The organism is Eubacterium ramulus ATCC 29099 (assembly GCF_000469345.1).
Taxonomy (GTDB): domain Bacteria; phylum Bacillota; class Clostridia; order Lachnospirales; family Lachnospiraceae; genus Eubacterium_I; species Eubacterium_I ramulus.
In genome coordinates this window covers 114,605-130,290 of the sequence record NZ_KI271096.1, presented here as the reverse complement: position 1 = coordinate 130,290, position 15,686 = coordinate 114,605, and the positions used below count along the sequence as shown (strand labels likewise).

10 protein-coding genes are annotated in these 15,686 nt (G+C 45.4%); all 10 read right to left on the bottom strand.

Annotated features, from left to right (window positions below; all coding sequences use genetic code 11):
• Window positions 1–5: 5 nt before the first annotated feature.
• The gene (locus tag HMPREF0373_RS03750) at window positions 6–758 is read right to left on the bottom strand and encodes a threonine/serine exporter family protein (protein ID WP_021738274.1); all 753 of its coding nucleotides are present in this window, start codon (window positions 756–758) and stop codon (window positions 6–8) included.
• Between the two features lie 11 nt (window positions 759–769).
• Entirely contained in the window at window positions 770–2,239 is a 1,470-nt protein-coding gene (locus HMPREF0373_RS03745; protein WP_021738273.1) for a leucine-rich repeat domain-containing protein, read from the bottom strand.
• Entirely contained in the window at window positions 2,214–3,731 is a 1,518-nt protein-coding gene (locus tag HMPREF0373_RS03740) for an ATP-binding protein (RefSeq protein WP_021738272.1), read from the bottom strand. The genes HMPREF0373_RS03745 and HMPREF0373_RS03740 overlap by 26 nt, the downstream gene beginning before the upstream one ends.
• 39 nt (window positions 3,732–3,770) lie before the next feature.
• Window positions 3,771–5,189, bottom strand: coding sequence for a vWA domain-containing protein (locus HMPREF0373_RS03735; RefSeq protein WP_021738271.1), 1,419 nt, complete (start codon window positions 5,187–5,189; stop codon window positions 3,771–3,773).
• A 23-nt stretch (window positions 5,190–5,212) separates the two neighbouring features.
• Entirely contained in the window at window positions 5,213–7,765 is a 2,553-nt protein-coding gene (locus HMPREF0373_RS03730; RefSeq protein ID WP_021738270.1) for a sialate O-acetylesterase, read from the bottom strand.
• Window positions 7,766–8,039: 274 nt separating this feature from the next.
• Window positions 8,040–9,350 (bottom strand): phosphopyruvate hydratase, encoded by a 1,311-nt coding sequence (gene eno / locus HMPREF0373_RS03725; RefSeq protein WP_044962804.1) that lies wholly within the window; start codon window positions 9,348–9,350, stop codon window positions 8,040–8,042.
• Between the two features lie 376 nt (window positions 9,351–9,726).
• Window positions 9,727–11,718 (bottom strand): hypothetical protein, encoded by a 1,992-nt coding sequence (locus tag HMPREF0373_RS17245; RefSeq protein WP_021738267.1) that lies wholly within the window; start codon window positions 11,716–11,718, stop codon window positions 9,727–9,729.
• A 54-nt stretch (window positions 11,719–11,772) separates the two neighbouring features.
• A complete protein-coding gene (locus tag HMPREF0373_RS03715; RefSeq protein WP_021738266.1) occupies window positions 11,773–13,779 on the bottom strand; it encodes a beta-galactosidase in 2,007 nt (668 codons plus the stop codon).
• A 171-nt stretch (window positions 13,780–13,950) separates the two neighbouring features.
• Entirely contained in the window at window positions 13,951–14,781 is an 831-nt protein-coding gene (locus HMPREF0373_RS03710; RefSeq protein ID WP_021738264.1) for a carbohydrate ABC transporter permease, read from the bottom strand.
• Window positions 14,774–15,667 carry a carbohydrate ABC transporter permease gene (locus HMPREF0373_RS03705; RefSeq protein ID WP_021738263.1) on the bottom strand — a complete coding sequence of 298 codons (894 nt, stop codon included), beginning with the start codon at window positions 15,665–15,667 and terminating at the stop codon, window positions 14,774–14,776. The genes HMPREF0373_RS03710 and HMPREF0373_RS03705 overlap by 8 nt, the downstream gene beginning before the upstream one ends.
• Window positions 15,668–15,686: the final 19 nt, after the last annotated feature.

Here is a 15,686-nt window from a genome sequence, read left to right as displayed (position 1 = left end):
CCTCCTTATAGTTTGAGCCCCAGCCCCACACCAATGGCAATGGAACAAAATACCAGAATGGCATCCAGAAGCCGGACACATCCTGACAGATAATCACCATCCACAATGTCACGGATTCCATTGGTAAAAGCCACACCCGGAATCATCGGTATGATCGCACCCGTAATAGCCAGATCCAGATGTTCTGATACCCCGATGCGGTTCAACACCACACAGATAACCGTCACCAGCAGTCCCCCTATGATATCCAGTAACACCTTTGAAATATTGACTTGTTTTTCATCCAGAAAACTGAAAAACAGCTGCAGGATCACACCGCACACAAACGCTGCCAGGCAATCCCAGAGGCTTCCGCCAAAGAGATAACCAAACGCAGCTGCACCCACACCGGAAGAAAACACCAGCTCCCATACCGGTTCATTTTTTGCTTTCTGAATCTCCTGCAAACGTTCAAAGGCAGTATCAATAGACAGGTTTTCCTGTTCGATTCTGCGGGACAGTTCATTAATATCACATAATTTTTTTAAATTTACAGATATCGATGGTACATATTTCAACCGTGTGTATGTATAATCCTCCTGCTGATGCAAATTCACAAACAGTCCGTTGGTGATGACATACATCTCCACTTCTTCCACCTGATAGTGATCCGCCACGCGCTGAATTGTTTCCTCTACCCTGGAAATCTCAGCACCATAACAAAGCAGTGCTTCCCCCATTCCGATAATCAGTTTCTGTAATTTTCTCAGTTGCTGCATATTCCCCTCTTTTATAAAGAAAAATCAAATGTATTTTCTGTAAAATGTTCCTGTTGATACTCCAGCAGATATCCGGTAAGTTTTCCTCTGTGGCACGCTGTGGTCCAGTCGATCATTTCCTCAATATGTTCTGCAGTGATCATACCGGCGTTTCCAAGTGCCGCAAGATCCCTCAGACTGTCCCTTTTGCAGATATCATACACCAGATCTTTCAAATGCTCCGCGATCAGTGCTTCATACGCCTGCTTTCGAGCCGTCGGAAGCTGCACCGGATATTCCAATCGGAAAGCTGCCATCCGGCAGCGGATCAGGATCTGGGACCAGTCCGCCAGTAATGAATCATATGTCTCATAATCATAATGCAGCTGCCCTGCGTTGTCCCGATAAAACAGACTGCTGATTTCTCCTTTCCGATACACCGGATTTTCCGGAACATACAGTTTTACGCCATCCGCCGCAAATTCCATGCACTCCAGCCGGCCACATTCTGCAAAAGCATCCTTCGATATGCTTTTTACAGTCTCCGGGATAATGACTTCCCGCAGGTTCGCACGGCGCAATGCCATGGCACCAAGTTCCGTTACTTCTTCCGGAATCTTCCATACCTCATTTTTACCAAAATATTTGATCAGAAGGCTTCCATTCTCCCTTCTCTGATAAAATGCATTGGCATCATGATAAAAATATGGATTGTCCGGATGCACACGCATATACGTAATGCCGTTCATGCTCGGACTCCAGCCGTAAGTATCCGTCACCGCATGTTCTCCCAGATCTTTCAGCGTAGAAGGAAGTTCCAGTCCTTCCAGACTGATGCAACACCGAAATGCATCCGCGCAGATCCTGGTCAGTCCCTCCGGTAATACGATCCGCCGTAGAGCCTGGCAGCTTTCAAAGGCTTCCTTCTCGATACTGATCACACCTTCCGGCAGTTCCACCTCCTGAATATACATCTGTCCTTCAAAGGCATGCTGTTCAATCACCGTTGTGTTGGAAGCCACCGTATACCGGACTCTCTGATCCTCTGCCCGCACTGCCACCAGTGCATACCCGTCTTCCTGTTTCTCATATAAACCATATCCATCTGAAAAATAATGCTGATTCTCCTGTGCCACATCAATCGCTACTTTTCCCCATTCCCATGGGCATTTCAGTTTTTCCACTGTGGTCGGCAGATACAACTGCGTCACTGCTGTCACCAGCAGGACATTTTCTCCGATACGGCAGACACCTTCCTGCAGCACCAATTCTTCCAGACTCATGCACATCTTAAAGGCACCGTCTCCGATATCTGTCACACTGCCCGGGACTTCTACACGCTCAATCATTGCACCGTGGATGCTGAATGCCTCCGGTGCAATCTTCTTTACCGGAAGCCCTTCTATCTCTGCCGGGATACTGACATCCAGTTCCTCCCCACAGTAATCTTCGATGACGATACTGTCATCTTCAACCCTATATCTGTAACTGTTCCAAAGCATCTGCGATTTCCTGCTGTCTCTCATATAACTGATATTTTTTGTTGTATTTGAAATATTCTTTGCTGCCATTTCTGCTGATAAACTTCATACTGTCCGCATTGACAGTCAGATCCGTTACGAGAATCAGCATCTCGTTGCCGTCTCCGAAAATTTTCTCCACAAAAGCAAAGAGATTTGCCAGTTCCTGACTGATCCGGCTGCTTTCCGCCTGCATGCTGCCCACCTGTTCATCAAAAGCTTCCTTGATATATAAAAATGCTGCATTCGCATCACGGATATCTTTCATACGAAGCCCTTTTGCATCCTGACGCAGTGTATGAAGGATCAGCTGATAGCCTTTTCGCGCAGAAGACGACAACGCATTTGCTTTGTCCTCCTGCTCCATCTCCTGCTGCAGCGTATCCGCACGATGTTCCAGAATCGCAGCGGCATCTACGCTGTCATCCGCTGCTGCAAGCTCAGCTTTGATTTCCTTTAAGACCGGAAGTATCCGGCGCAGGGAATCTTCCAGTTCGACATTGTGGCGGATTTTTTCCTGAAGGGCATCCAGCAGCAGTCCCAGCAGGGAAATACGCTCATCAAAAGCCGCATTTTTCGCACGTTTGCGCACATCCGCATCTGCATTTCCTGCCAGGATCTGTGCCACACGGTAATCTTTTTTATATTTCTGATACAGGTCATAATAGGAAGAAAATTCCCGGGCAATACGCTTGTTGCGCAGGTACTGTCCTACCAGAACTTCATCTACGGTAAAATTATTTTCTTCATACAGATAAAGTGTCTCTGACAGATCCTCCCAACCACGGGCCGTGACATAGGATTTTCCATCCACAGTATTTTCAATCACATAGAAATCCTGTTTTTTAATGTCCAGATAGGTCAGGATCGCACCGTGTATTCCTTTGTTCACCCCATAGTTACGCCAGGTCTCATAGTCCGCTTCCACTTCCAACACTTTCAGTCGGTCCATGGTCACGATATCAAACTCCCGGACAGAACGGTTAAACTGTGGCGGGTTGCCGGCTGTGGCAACCACCCAGCCCTGCGGGATCTGATGTTTGCCAAAGGTCTTATACTGCAGAAATTGCAGCATAGACGGAGCCAGTGTCTCGGATACACAGTTGATTTCATCCAGAAACAGGATTCCCTCGGTCTTTCCGGTCGCTTCCATCGTCTCATATACAGATGCAACAATCTCACTCATGGTATATTCCGATACATCAAACTCTGCACCCTGATATTTTTTGTGACTGATAAACGGAAGTCCCAGTGCACTCTGTCTCGTGTGATGCGTCATAGAATAAGAAACGAGCGCAATATCCATCTCCTGGGCAATCTGCTCCATAACAGCAGTCTTTCCGATACCGGGTGCTCCCAGCAGAAATACCGGCCGCTGCCGCTCGATCGGAATCCGGTAATCGCCATACTCATCTTTCATCAGATAAATACGCACCGCCTGTTCAATCTGTTCCTTTGCTTCCTGTATATTCATGTACTTTTATCCTCCTGTACTTTTCCCTGCGATATCCTGCTATACGTCCTCTTCATCCAGGATCAGACGGATTGCCCACACCGGCACTTCCGGGATGGAATATCCTTCCTGGATAAACACAAATGCTGTCTGATAATCCGGCATCCGTTCCGGAAATGTCCCCTGTCCGTCGGTAAAATAAATCAGTCCTTTCAGATCCTGAAACTCATGTCTGCGGATCAGTCCGTCCACATATTCAAACACCGGACAGAAATCGGTGCCTCCAAAACCGCACAACTCCACATCCTGCATATATTGTTCAAATTCTTCATCTGTCGTAACTTTCACATCCCGCTGAATTTTTTCATCACACTGAATGATGTGGATATTTACCCGTTCAAAATAACTCTCACTGCTTTTCAGGATGGAATAAGTTTTCCGCAGAAACCGCTTCACTGTTTTTCCCTGACAGGATCCCGATGTATCGATTGCAATGACAAATTCCCGGATACGCTTGTTCTCCCGGTATTCCAGCGGTTCCACCAGCGGCATATTGTCATACAGCTGCAAACCATAAGTATAATAAATGTAGTCAAATTCATCGTCATTGACATGCATTTCTTCCCCAAGTACTGCAAACTTCCGCAAAAATTCTCCGTAATCATACTTATCCCGCAATGCCGCATTCAGATTCAGCAGCAGGCTTCCTGCCCCAAATCCCTGTTCATGGGAAAACATTTCCAAATCCGTCTTTGCATGCTGGCTGACTTCCTGCCATTCTCCCTGACGCTGCCCCACCAGTGCTTCATCAATCTCTTCCTGTTCACCTTCTTCTCCGGTGTCTGCCTCATGACAGCCGATCATGGCCGTCCGCGTATCCGTGGTAATGCTATCATTTCTGCGGTCCTGATTCTGTGTTTCTTTCACCGGAATCCATTTCAGATGATCATCCCACATAAAAAGAGGCTCCTCCCGGAAAAACTCTGCCGCCTTCTCCGGATGCTCACAGAGCCAGCGATAGATTTTCTCCGCCGTCAGAATCGGTACCTGTTTCTGCAGCCGTGACAGGATCCGTTGCATCTGTCCATCACGCTCCAGTTTTACTGATTGCAGATTCAGATCAAGTATCACATGTTCTACCGCCAGATCTGTTGCCAGATCCCAACACTCCCGATCTAGTTTTTCATACTGGAAAGGATGGCTGAAGATACAGTGAAAGATCATATGTAAAAATGCCCTGGTACATGCGTTTTTTTCTTTTTTAAAGGCATGCAGCACATACTCCGGATTGTAATACATCGTCTCTCCGTCCACACCAAAGGCCGCCACACTGTCCGCCGCTATCAGCGGCATCCGAAACAGTGCCCGATCCAGAAACCGCATGGATATCATCAGTTCATCCCTGGCATACACCATGATTTTGCCCGCCAGTTCCCGTGCAGTGTCCTGCTGCTCCTGTGTCTGTTCCGTCTCCTGCATTCATTTTTCTCCTCTAATATTTGTTAAAACTGTACCTGACCGTTGCTGACCCACCAGACACCACATTCATTCTGGACATATCCCTGATAGGAAAAATCCACACATCCGTTTTTCACCAGCCACCAGCCATTTCCGTTGTCCACCAGTCCATTATAGTTAAAGTCCACGTAGCCATTTCTTATCAGCCACCAGCCGTTTCCGTTGTCCACCAGACCGTTATAGTTAAAGTCCACGCCGCCATTTTTCACCAGCCACCAGCCGTTTCCATTGTCCACCAGACCGTTACTTCCAAAATTAACATGTCCATTCTGGATCATCCACCAGCCACAGGCATTCTGTGCCAGGCCCGTATACTGAAAATCTACTTTTCCTGTGGTAATTTTCCACCAGCCATAGGCATTTTCACAGACATCATCATCGAAATTCACTTTTCCTTCACAGACTTTCCACCAGCCATACTGACCACCTACGGTTCCCGGCAGGACATCTGTTGCCTGAAAGCATACCTGGCCTCCATATACATACCACCAGTTGGATCCGTTTTGTTCATAGCCGACATAGCTAAAATCCACCTGACCATTGGTGATCTTCCACCAGCCATAAGCGTTTTCTGCCAGACCGGAAAAATCAAAATCTACCCGTCCATTCGTGATTTTCCACCAGCCACAGGCATTGGAGGCCACTGTATTACAGAAGTTTACCTTGCTGCCGGTGACATACCACCAGGTATCATTTCCATTTACAAGCCCCCTTACCAGCCCGTTACAATGGAACGTGATCCGGCCGTTTTCCACATACCACCAATCGCCATCTTTTGCGACAAAACCGGTATAATCATATGCCCAGGATCCGTTTTTTACATAAATCCACTGTCCGTCCTGCTGCTGATACAATCCGGTATATGGTCTTCCGGCGGAATCCTCATAATCATAATGATCCACCACATGCACCGTCAGACGCGCCAGCAATGTACCATCCGACATCCGGGCATCCACATACTGATCCCCAGCTGCTGCACCGGCCGTCAGTGTTCCGGTCCGGAAGTCATAAGATAATCCGGCAGATGTCACGTAACTCACCTGTTTTGACAGATAAACCGGATCCAGTATACCAACCAGCACCATATCATTATTTTTGCGCAGCGTCACCTGACTGACTGCCTGATACTCTGCATCTCTCCAGACGAAATTTCTCTGACCCGCAGAGGCACCGTATACCACTGCATACATATTATCTGCCGCCACAATGCCATTTTCATTATGCCCGATCTGGGAAAAATGGATATCATGATGAGCATCATTGATACAAGTCGGAATAGCATAAGCCCCATTGCGCACCGGATAGGTAAAAATGCCATACGGATAGCGATTCCGGAAATACTGTGCCGTCCCTTCATCGGTAATCCACTGTTCATGCACATTGCATACCACATAAATGTTTGACAGTTCCGGGCTGGCACCCATACCATACTGTGCAATACGAGGGCCTGTAAGATAAAGATCATCCGTATATTTGTGTGTACCGGCTGCAGTTCTTGTGATAATGATCCCACATTTTTCCACCGGAACACGCGCTGTAAAACCCTGATACATGCTCAGGAAGTACTGTCGGTAATCCGCTGCCTGTATTGTCAGACTGTCCAGCTCCCCCTGCATCCAGAACATAAGCTGATTTCCTGTGGTATAATGTCCTGCTGCAATCTCTGCCGCATAAACCTGTCGTACAAGCTGCGCTGTCACTGCTGCCCGCTCATAGACATCATTTCCCGGTACCCACTCATAAATTCTGGAACCGGAATATGCCAGATTGGCAATCCACACTTTATCTCCGGTCCGCTGCCGCCACTCATAGGCAATGGCACTGTCCATGCCACCTTTCCCCCGGTTTGGAAGCACTTCTGTCGTCAGTGTATTTAACGGATATTGCAACTCAGTTCCAGCCAGTGAGTACGCACTTGTCAGAGCCTGTGGTACAAATTTATTCGCATTGTAACGCGTTCCATACTCTGACCAGAAAATATCAGTCATATAGTTCGATGGATTCATAGCAGTCGGCAGGTAAGTAGAATACACTGCTCCTGCCGTATTTAAAATATTTTTGTCGTTTTCATATCCTGTATTCCAGGAGCACATGCCCTCCATATTGCTCTGACCCAGCAGATAAATCAACGTCAGCCGTGCCGGTTTTACATCAATACGCAGATTCCTATACTGCGCATTCCTGCCACTGCCCTTTTTCAGTACGACTGTCGCTGTACCGGTGCCGGCAGCTGTCAGTGTTGTATCCGAAGTCTTTACCAGTACATTATTGTCCCTGACATAACTGACCTGACCATTCTGTACCTGACGTGACGTCACAATCTGTCCACTGATCCGCTCAATCACATAATCCGGATAATCGTTCTGGATCGAATACCGGTCATCATAATACATCGTCAACGCTGCCTGGTAAGCCAGCTGCTGTGCCAGATCAGACTGTTCTGAAATCTCTGCCGCACGGACTGTCTGCGCACCTGACAGACAAACAAATACCGCACAGATAAACCATATCAAACTCTTTTGAAAATTTTTTTTCATTAAAATCCTCTTTTCCTATTACACCTGTATCTGAAACCTTTTTATGTAGAGAAGCAGCTATCCCAGGCAGATTTCCCTGCAGGAACAACTAGTGCTTCTCTTTTGCGTTCACCTTTTTATCTATTTTATGAACATATTAATACTAATTAGATAGCATAACAAATTTCATTCATTCTGACAAGACCTCCCGTTTTTTCTCTGTTCGTATAGCCTGTCTCTTCTCTGTTTCTCATTTTTCTTTTTGTCTGCAAAAAGTTCCTCCGTTATCACACAGTTACACCATTTCCTCAATCCGGAGCAATTCGTTATATTTTGCCGTACGCTCCCCCCTGCAGGGTGCCCCGGTCTTGATCTGTCCACAATTGAAAGCCACTGCAATATCTGCGATCATGGTATCCTCTGTCTCCCCGGAACGATGAGATACCACCGTCTGGTAACCGTTTCGTTTCGCCAGCACGATTGACTCAAAGCTTTCGGAAAGAGTCCCGATCTGGTTGATTTTCACCAGTATCGCATTTCCTGCTTTTCTCCGGATGCCTTCTTTCAGACGTTTCGGATTTGTCACAAAGAGATCATCTCCCACAAGCTGCACCTGATCTCCCAAACGCCTCGTCATCTCACACCATCCATCCCAGTCGTTCTCCTGCAGCCCGTCCTCAATGGATACAATCGGATAGCGGCAAATCAGTTCTTCGTAATAAGAAATCATTTCCTCAGTAGTCCGATGCACCGGCAGTGAAATCGCTTCTGACAGCTTCAGCCTTGTCTCTCCCGGAAAATCATACACCCCGGAATCCTTGTTATATAATTCACTTGCTGCCACATCCAGTGCAAATGCTATCTGCCGGCCCGGTTCATATCCGGCCTCTTCCACTGCACGCATCAGATAATCCAACACTTCCTCTGCGTTTTTCAGATCCGGTGCAAATCCACCCTCATCTCCTACGCCAGTGCTATATCCTTCTTTTTCCAGAATTTTTTTTAAACTATGATACACTTCCGCACACCAGCGCAGTCCTTCCCGAAAAATAAAATTGCCTTCATCATCCCGTGCCCCCACCGGCACGATCATAAACTCCTGAAAATCCACCGTGTTGTCTGCATGACGCCCCCCATTCAAAATATTCATCATCGGCATTGGCATCCGGATTCCGTATACTCCGCCCAGATAACGGTGTAATGGCAGATTCAATGCCTTTGCACAAGCCTTTGCACAGGCCATAGAAACAGACAACGTCGCATTTGCCCCAAGATTGCACTTATTCTCCGTACCATCCGTACAATTTAAAATCTGATCGATCAGCACCTGATTCGCTGCATCTTTTCCAAGCAAAACGGCCTTGATCCGGTCATTGACATTGACCACTGCCTGATGCACGCCTTTTCCGTGATACCGCCCGGAATCCGTATCCCGCAGTTCCTTCGCCTCATGCTCCCCGGTACTCGCCCCGGAAGGTACACTTGCACGCCCGGTAAATACATGTTCCCCGTCCTTTACGTTCACTTCTGCTTCCACTGTCGGATTCCCTCTGGAATCCAGAATCTCTCTCGCATACACATCCACAATTTCCAGATAAACAGCCATATTTTTTCCTTTCTGCATTAAAAGTATAGTTTCCATTCATACAGCTGATATTTTTCAGCCAGAACAGACGATTCTTTGTAAAGCGGACATTCGCAATCCGCTTTCGCCACTTGCTTATTCTGCGGTAAAGCGGACATTTGCAATCCACTTTCGCCACTTGCTTATTCTGCGTTCAAATAAAAGTATCCGCTATTCTTCTTTTTTTATACATCAATACATAGTTGTCTATACAAAAAAGACATACAAAATACCTTTAGGTTAGAATTGCACTAATTGTACCAAAGTTAGTATTCCAAAAAAAGTGACCGGCATGTATCATTCATTGCTTATACACACCAGTCACTTTTCTGCTTCTACTATTTATTTCAAATTTTTTTTAAATCAGATGGATTTCATTCTCCTCAGCCACATATTTTCCATCATCCATATGTGGTCGTACAAATGGCACTTCTGCTCTGCGATAAAATACATTATGATGGATCCACGCATCCGGATTTCCGGACGGACTGATCAACCCTCCCAGATCATCCACGCTGACATTATAACGGAATTCATTATGAATGGCTTCTTCCAGGCAGAACATGACACAGCCTCCCTCATTTAAATGGCTGTAATTATACTGATATAATGTGCCATCCCCGGAGTCTGCATCCCATGCCATACTATCCTGATTCAACCGCATATCACGCATTTCATTATAAGTAAGTAATGCATCTTTGCACTTCCATGGCCAGATTCCCGCCGCCACTTTTCCTGCCCGGTCCTCCGGTTCAGTATAATAGCGGTCATTCATCTCCAACGCACAGCTGTCACCGGAATTGTACTCCACCAGCGGTTTCATGGCATACATCACGGTGATGCCATCACCACCGATTTCTTCCACATAATTGTCTGCGATATAAATGTTATGATGGCCATACCGTTCAAACAACTCATCCGGCAATTCTGCCGTCATAAACTCTTTGCATTTATAACTGTATCCAACAGCAATTCCCCAACGACTTGTCCGCTTCAGATGGCATCCTCTGACACTGACATTCTCATATCGTGCCACGCCGGTTTTTTCTTCTGCTTCCGGCTTCAGACAGGTAAAATAAATACCGCCATTATTCATATGTTTATCATACACATTACCTTCTACATCATGAATATATAAATTACTCAGATGTATTTCATGCAACGTTCCACGGTTCTTCGCAATTCCTGCCACACCTGTACGGTTCATCTTGTGTGGAGCAGAATATGTCTCTCCGAATACGCCCCCTTTATTGCTGATCTCCAGATTCTCCACCGTCAGATACTCGCAATCATATAACAATACCGCAGATGAAACATACCCTCTGTATACATGTGTCGGTGCATCAAGCTCATTTCCATAATCCTGATACCAGATGCCCTGACCATTCGTCTGGATCAAAGGCTTCGCACCGTTCCCATATGCACCAATATAAATTGGCTGTTCCTTTGTCCCCTGCACATTCAGGTGTAAAAACTGATTTTCAAACACAGAACCGCGTTCCAGTAACACCTGATCACCCGGCTGTAAATCCAATCGATTTACCGCATATAAACTCTTCAACGGCTGATCCTCTGTTCCGTCATTCGCATCATCGCCGTGAATCGAACTGACATAATAACAATGTCCACAGTTCCCTATGCTGCTTTCACTTTTAGTTTCTTCCGGGCAGCTTTTATCTTCTCTCAGACGCTTCTCCTCCTGCATCTGATTCCAGATTTTTTCAAACTCTGTTATCCACCGAACTGCATTATCTGACTTTTCATCTGACACATCCTGTGCCGATATTTCGTTTACGGTCGTTTCATTCAAATGCGTATTTGCAACAACACTTTCTATGATATCTTGATACTCCTGTACCTTTAACCACTTTTCAATGATCAGGTCCACTTCTTCATACGAAAACAGATCACCATGATACCTGGTAAACAGATCCTGGTTTGCATCATAAAATGCCCGCTTCTCATCCTCTGTATAAACATGGCATTTATGATTTCCAACCAGTTCGCCCTTATATGTCGCAAAAGCCAGCTGTATACTCTTCAGCTCATAATCCAGATACATCTCCGGAGTCAGATACCGCGCACCAAAAGCCGCTGTTCCATTTTTCCATGCATCCGCATTCTTCCATTCCGTTTCTGCACGCCGCTGATCCACAATCCGCTCAACGTCATCAATAAAATGATCGGTACTTCCAATTCCAAACTCTTCCGCCTGCGCCTTCATGAAAGCATTCTTTTGTTTCCATCTCTGATAAAAACCATTCGGCGAACAATCCTCATATACACCCAGCAGATTTGCAACCCGATAGGCCGCATAAATTTCCTGCTGATTTTCACACAATTTTCCCATCTTCTTAAACTTCTCCCGATTCTACATTTTAATACAAAGAATCCCAACAGAAACCTACCGTTTGAGAATAATGGTTGAGAACGGTTTCATCTCCCCGGTAACTTCGCCGAAAAGTACTTCTGCCCCGTCAAGTTCCGGTTTGAATGCAGTTGAAACTTTATTAAAGTTCTGGATAAACACATATTCCGCATCCTTACTCTGACGTGTGCACACCTCGATGCCTTCCGGAACTGGCTGTTTCAGCGGTCTTTCAACCCCTGCTTTTGTCACAATTTCTTCATACACGTTATCAAAGAATTTCTGCTCAGCATCTGCACAGATATAATATGCTTTTCCCTTGCCAAACTCATTGACCGTCATAGCCGGTGTTCCTGCATAAAAGTCTTCGCCATATACAAATAACGGCTCTGCTGTCTTTACGTCTACCAACTGACAGAAACGCTCGCACTGATAAGAGACATCACCAACAACTGCTTTGACTACATTGGTCTCGCCGTCATACAGTGCATCAATTTCTGTGCTGCGCAGTCCCATGACATCCATCAGACCGCCCGGTGTTCCGCCAAGTACACACAGATCGTTCTCATCTACTACACCACTCCAGTAAGTCATAATAAATGTGCCGCCATTTTCCACAAATTTACGGACTTTCTCTTCGAATCCGGCACGGAACATGTAAAGCATCGGTGCAACCACGATCTTGTATCCATCCAGATCCTGCGTCATATCCGGCAGATCCACATTAAGACCTAATTTACGGAATGCATAATAATGCTTCTCGACGGTCTCTTTATAGAACATGCCTTTATTACGCGGTCCCTGAGCTTCTTCTACGGCCCAACGGTTTTCCCAGTCATAAATAACCGCCACATCTGCTTTTACATTTGCATGTTTCAGTTCATCGATCTGTTCTAAGTCTGCACCAACTTCTTTACACTCCTGATATGTCCGCTCGTCCTCTTTTCCATAATGATCGATCAGGGCACCATGGAATTTTTCAAATCCGCCACGACCTTTTCTGATCTGGAAATACATGACACTGTCAGATCCATGCGCTACCGCCTGCAAAGACGCTGTCTCCAACATTCCCGGACGTTTCAATTTGCTGACAGACTGCCAGTTCGTCGGACCCGGACAGGATTCCATCAGGATAAATGGCTCTTTCTTTAACGTACGCATAATATCATGCTGCATGCCGTTATCCATAGCAACAAGACGTTCCGGTCCCTTGTGCCACTGCGGATAGTTATCCCAGGATACTACATCCAGTACTTTCGCCATCTCATGATAATTGATTGTAGAGAAATTATACATCAGATTCGTCGTAACCGGCTTATGATTTCCTGCATCCCGCAATGCCTGGATCTCTGCTTTGCAGAAATCAATCGTCTGATCGCTGACGAAACGTTTCCAGTCCAGAACCAGTCCGTGAATGGATGTCTCACCCAGCGGTGTCGGGCTCTCGATCTGATCAAAATTCTGATAATCATGACTCCAGAAAGCCGTATTCCACTTACGGTTTACTTCCTTGATATCGTTGTTATATTTTTTCTTTAACCAGCCACGGAATGCACTCTGACATAATGGACAATGGCACTCTCCGCCATACTCATTGGAAATATGCCACATTAAAACACCCGGATGATCTCCAAAGCGTTCTGCCAGTTTCATATTTATCTGGCGCACTTTCTGACGATAGATTGGAGATGTGTAGCAATGGTTATGACGCTGTCCGAAGATATTTTTCTGACGCATCTCATTTACACGCAGCACTTCCGGATAACGGTCTGCCAGCCAGTGCGGACGCGCACCGGACGGAGTGGCAAGAAACACATAAATTCCATTTTCATACAGGTGGTTGATGATTTTTTCCATCCATTCAAAATCATATACTCCCTCTTCCGGCTCCAATTTTGCCCATGCAAAAATACCAAGTGAAACTGTATTGACATGCGCTTTCTTCATCAGACGGATGTCCTCTTCGAGAATCTCCGGACACTCCAGCCATTGATCCGGATTATAATCTCCACCGTAACATAAACGATCAAATTTCACGCCCATTTTTCATTTCCTTTCCGAACTTATTAAGTTCTGATTCCGTATAGAACCTTTTTATTTATTAAAACCGAATAACACTTCCGGTTTTGCTCTGTTTGAAAAACCCCACGGCGAAACCACCGTGGGGTTGCATAAGTTGCAATATTATGTTTGAAATGACTATTTATCTCGTCATTATTTAACGGCACCTGTAATACCTTCTGCAAACTGTTTCTGGAGTACAAAGAAGACTACCATAGTCGGGATGGAGCAGAATAATACACCCATCATGATCATACCATAATCAAGTTTGTAACCACCTGTCATATTTGCGATCAACATAACCATATTCAGAGAATCACCATCTGTCATGATTACCTTTGGCCACAGGTATGCATTCCATGCATTCATGAAAGTAATAACTGCTGCAGCTGCATATGTGGATTTCATAACCGGCATATACATCTGGAAAAAGATTTTGATCTCACTCAGACCATCAATTCGTGCAGCTTCTACGATATCTACCGGGAATGCACGGGAATTCTGTCGGAACATCATGATCATAAACGGCGTGGAGATCATCGGAAGGAAGAAACCAACAGCTGTATTGATCAGGTGTGCCTTTGTAAACATACGGTACAACGGAACGATTGTTGCTACCTGAGGGATCATCATACCAAGAAGGATAACTGAGAATAATTTATCTTTCCATTTGTCATGATAAATCTCATATCCATAACCTGCCAGTGAACAGATGAGCAGACAGATTACGGTAACTGAAATTGCATAAACGAAAGAGTTCTTCATTGCCAGTGCCAGCGGCTGCTGATCGATCAGATTTCTGAAGTTCTCAAGTGCTGCTGTACCAAATGTTAATTTACCTCTCGAAATATCAACATAGTCATTTGTAGCAGCCATGATCATCCAGTAGAACGGGAATACCGATACCAGAGACACGATTGCAAGGAAAATATAAGTAGGAATCAGACGACGCTGAATCATTGATTTGTTTTTCTTTTTAGTCACGTGTATCACCTACTTTCATATTGATAAACGCAAGGATTGCCACAAGGATAAATACGAAGAATGACATTGCGGATGCGTATCCGAAGTTAGGAGAACGCACGAAACATGAGTTGTAAATATAATGTGACATTGTAATGGTTGCATTTGCAGGTCCGCCGTTTGTCAGGTTGACTGACTCATCGAACAACTGCAATGTACCGTTAATTGACATGATAAACGTCATGATAATTGTCGGTTTTAACAATGGTACGGTAATGCTCCAGAATGTCTTCCATCCGTTGGCACCATCAATTTTAGCTGCCTCATATACGGAGTACTCAATGTTCTGTAAGCCGGCCAGGTAAAATACCATGTTGTAACCTGTCCATCTCCATACCAGCGCGATAATGATTACAAACTTGGCGCTCATGGCATTTCCAAGGAAATTATATCCTGTATCAAGAATACCAAGTCCGATTAAAGCATTATTGATAAATCCATCCTGAGCGAACAGGAAACGGAAGATCAATGCATAAGATACCAGAGATGTTGCACATGGAAGGAATACACATGTACGGAAGAAGCCTCTCAGTTTCAGATCTCTGTTGTTCAAAAGCTGTGCAAGTAAAATTGCAAGCACAAGCATAATTGGTACCTGAATAATCAAGTAAAAGAATGTATTTCCAACGGAACGTAAAAATACTTTATCCTGGAACATACGTACATAATTTGAAAATCCGGCAAAGTGCATATTCAGACCTCTACCAGTCTGTAAAGAAATGATAAATGCCTTTACCATCGGGAAAAAGCTCATAATTGCAATCATTGCAGATGCCGGCACCAGGAATAGCCATCCTGCCGCTTTCTGCTTTGCAACTAAGGTCATGCCTTTTTTCTTAGGTTCCACCTCAAAACCCCCTTCGCAA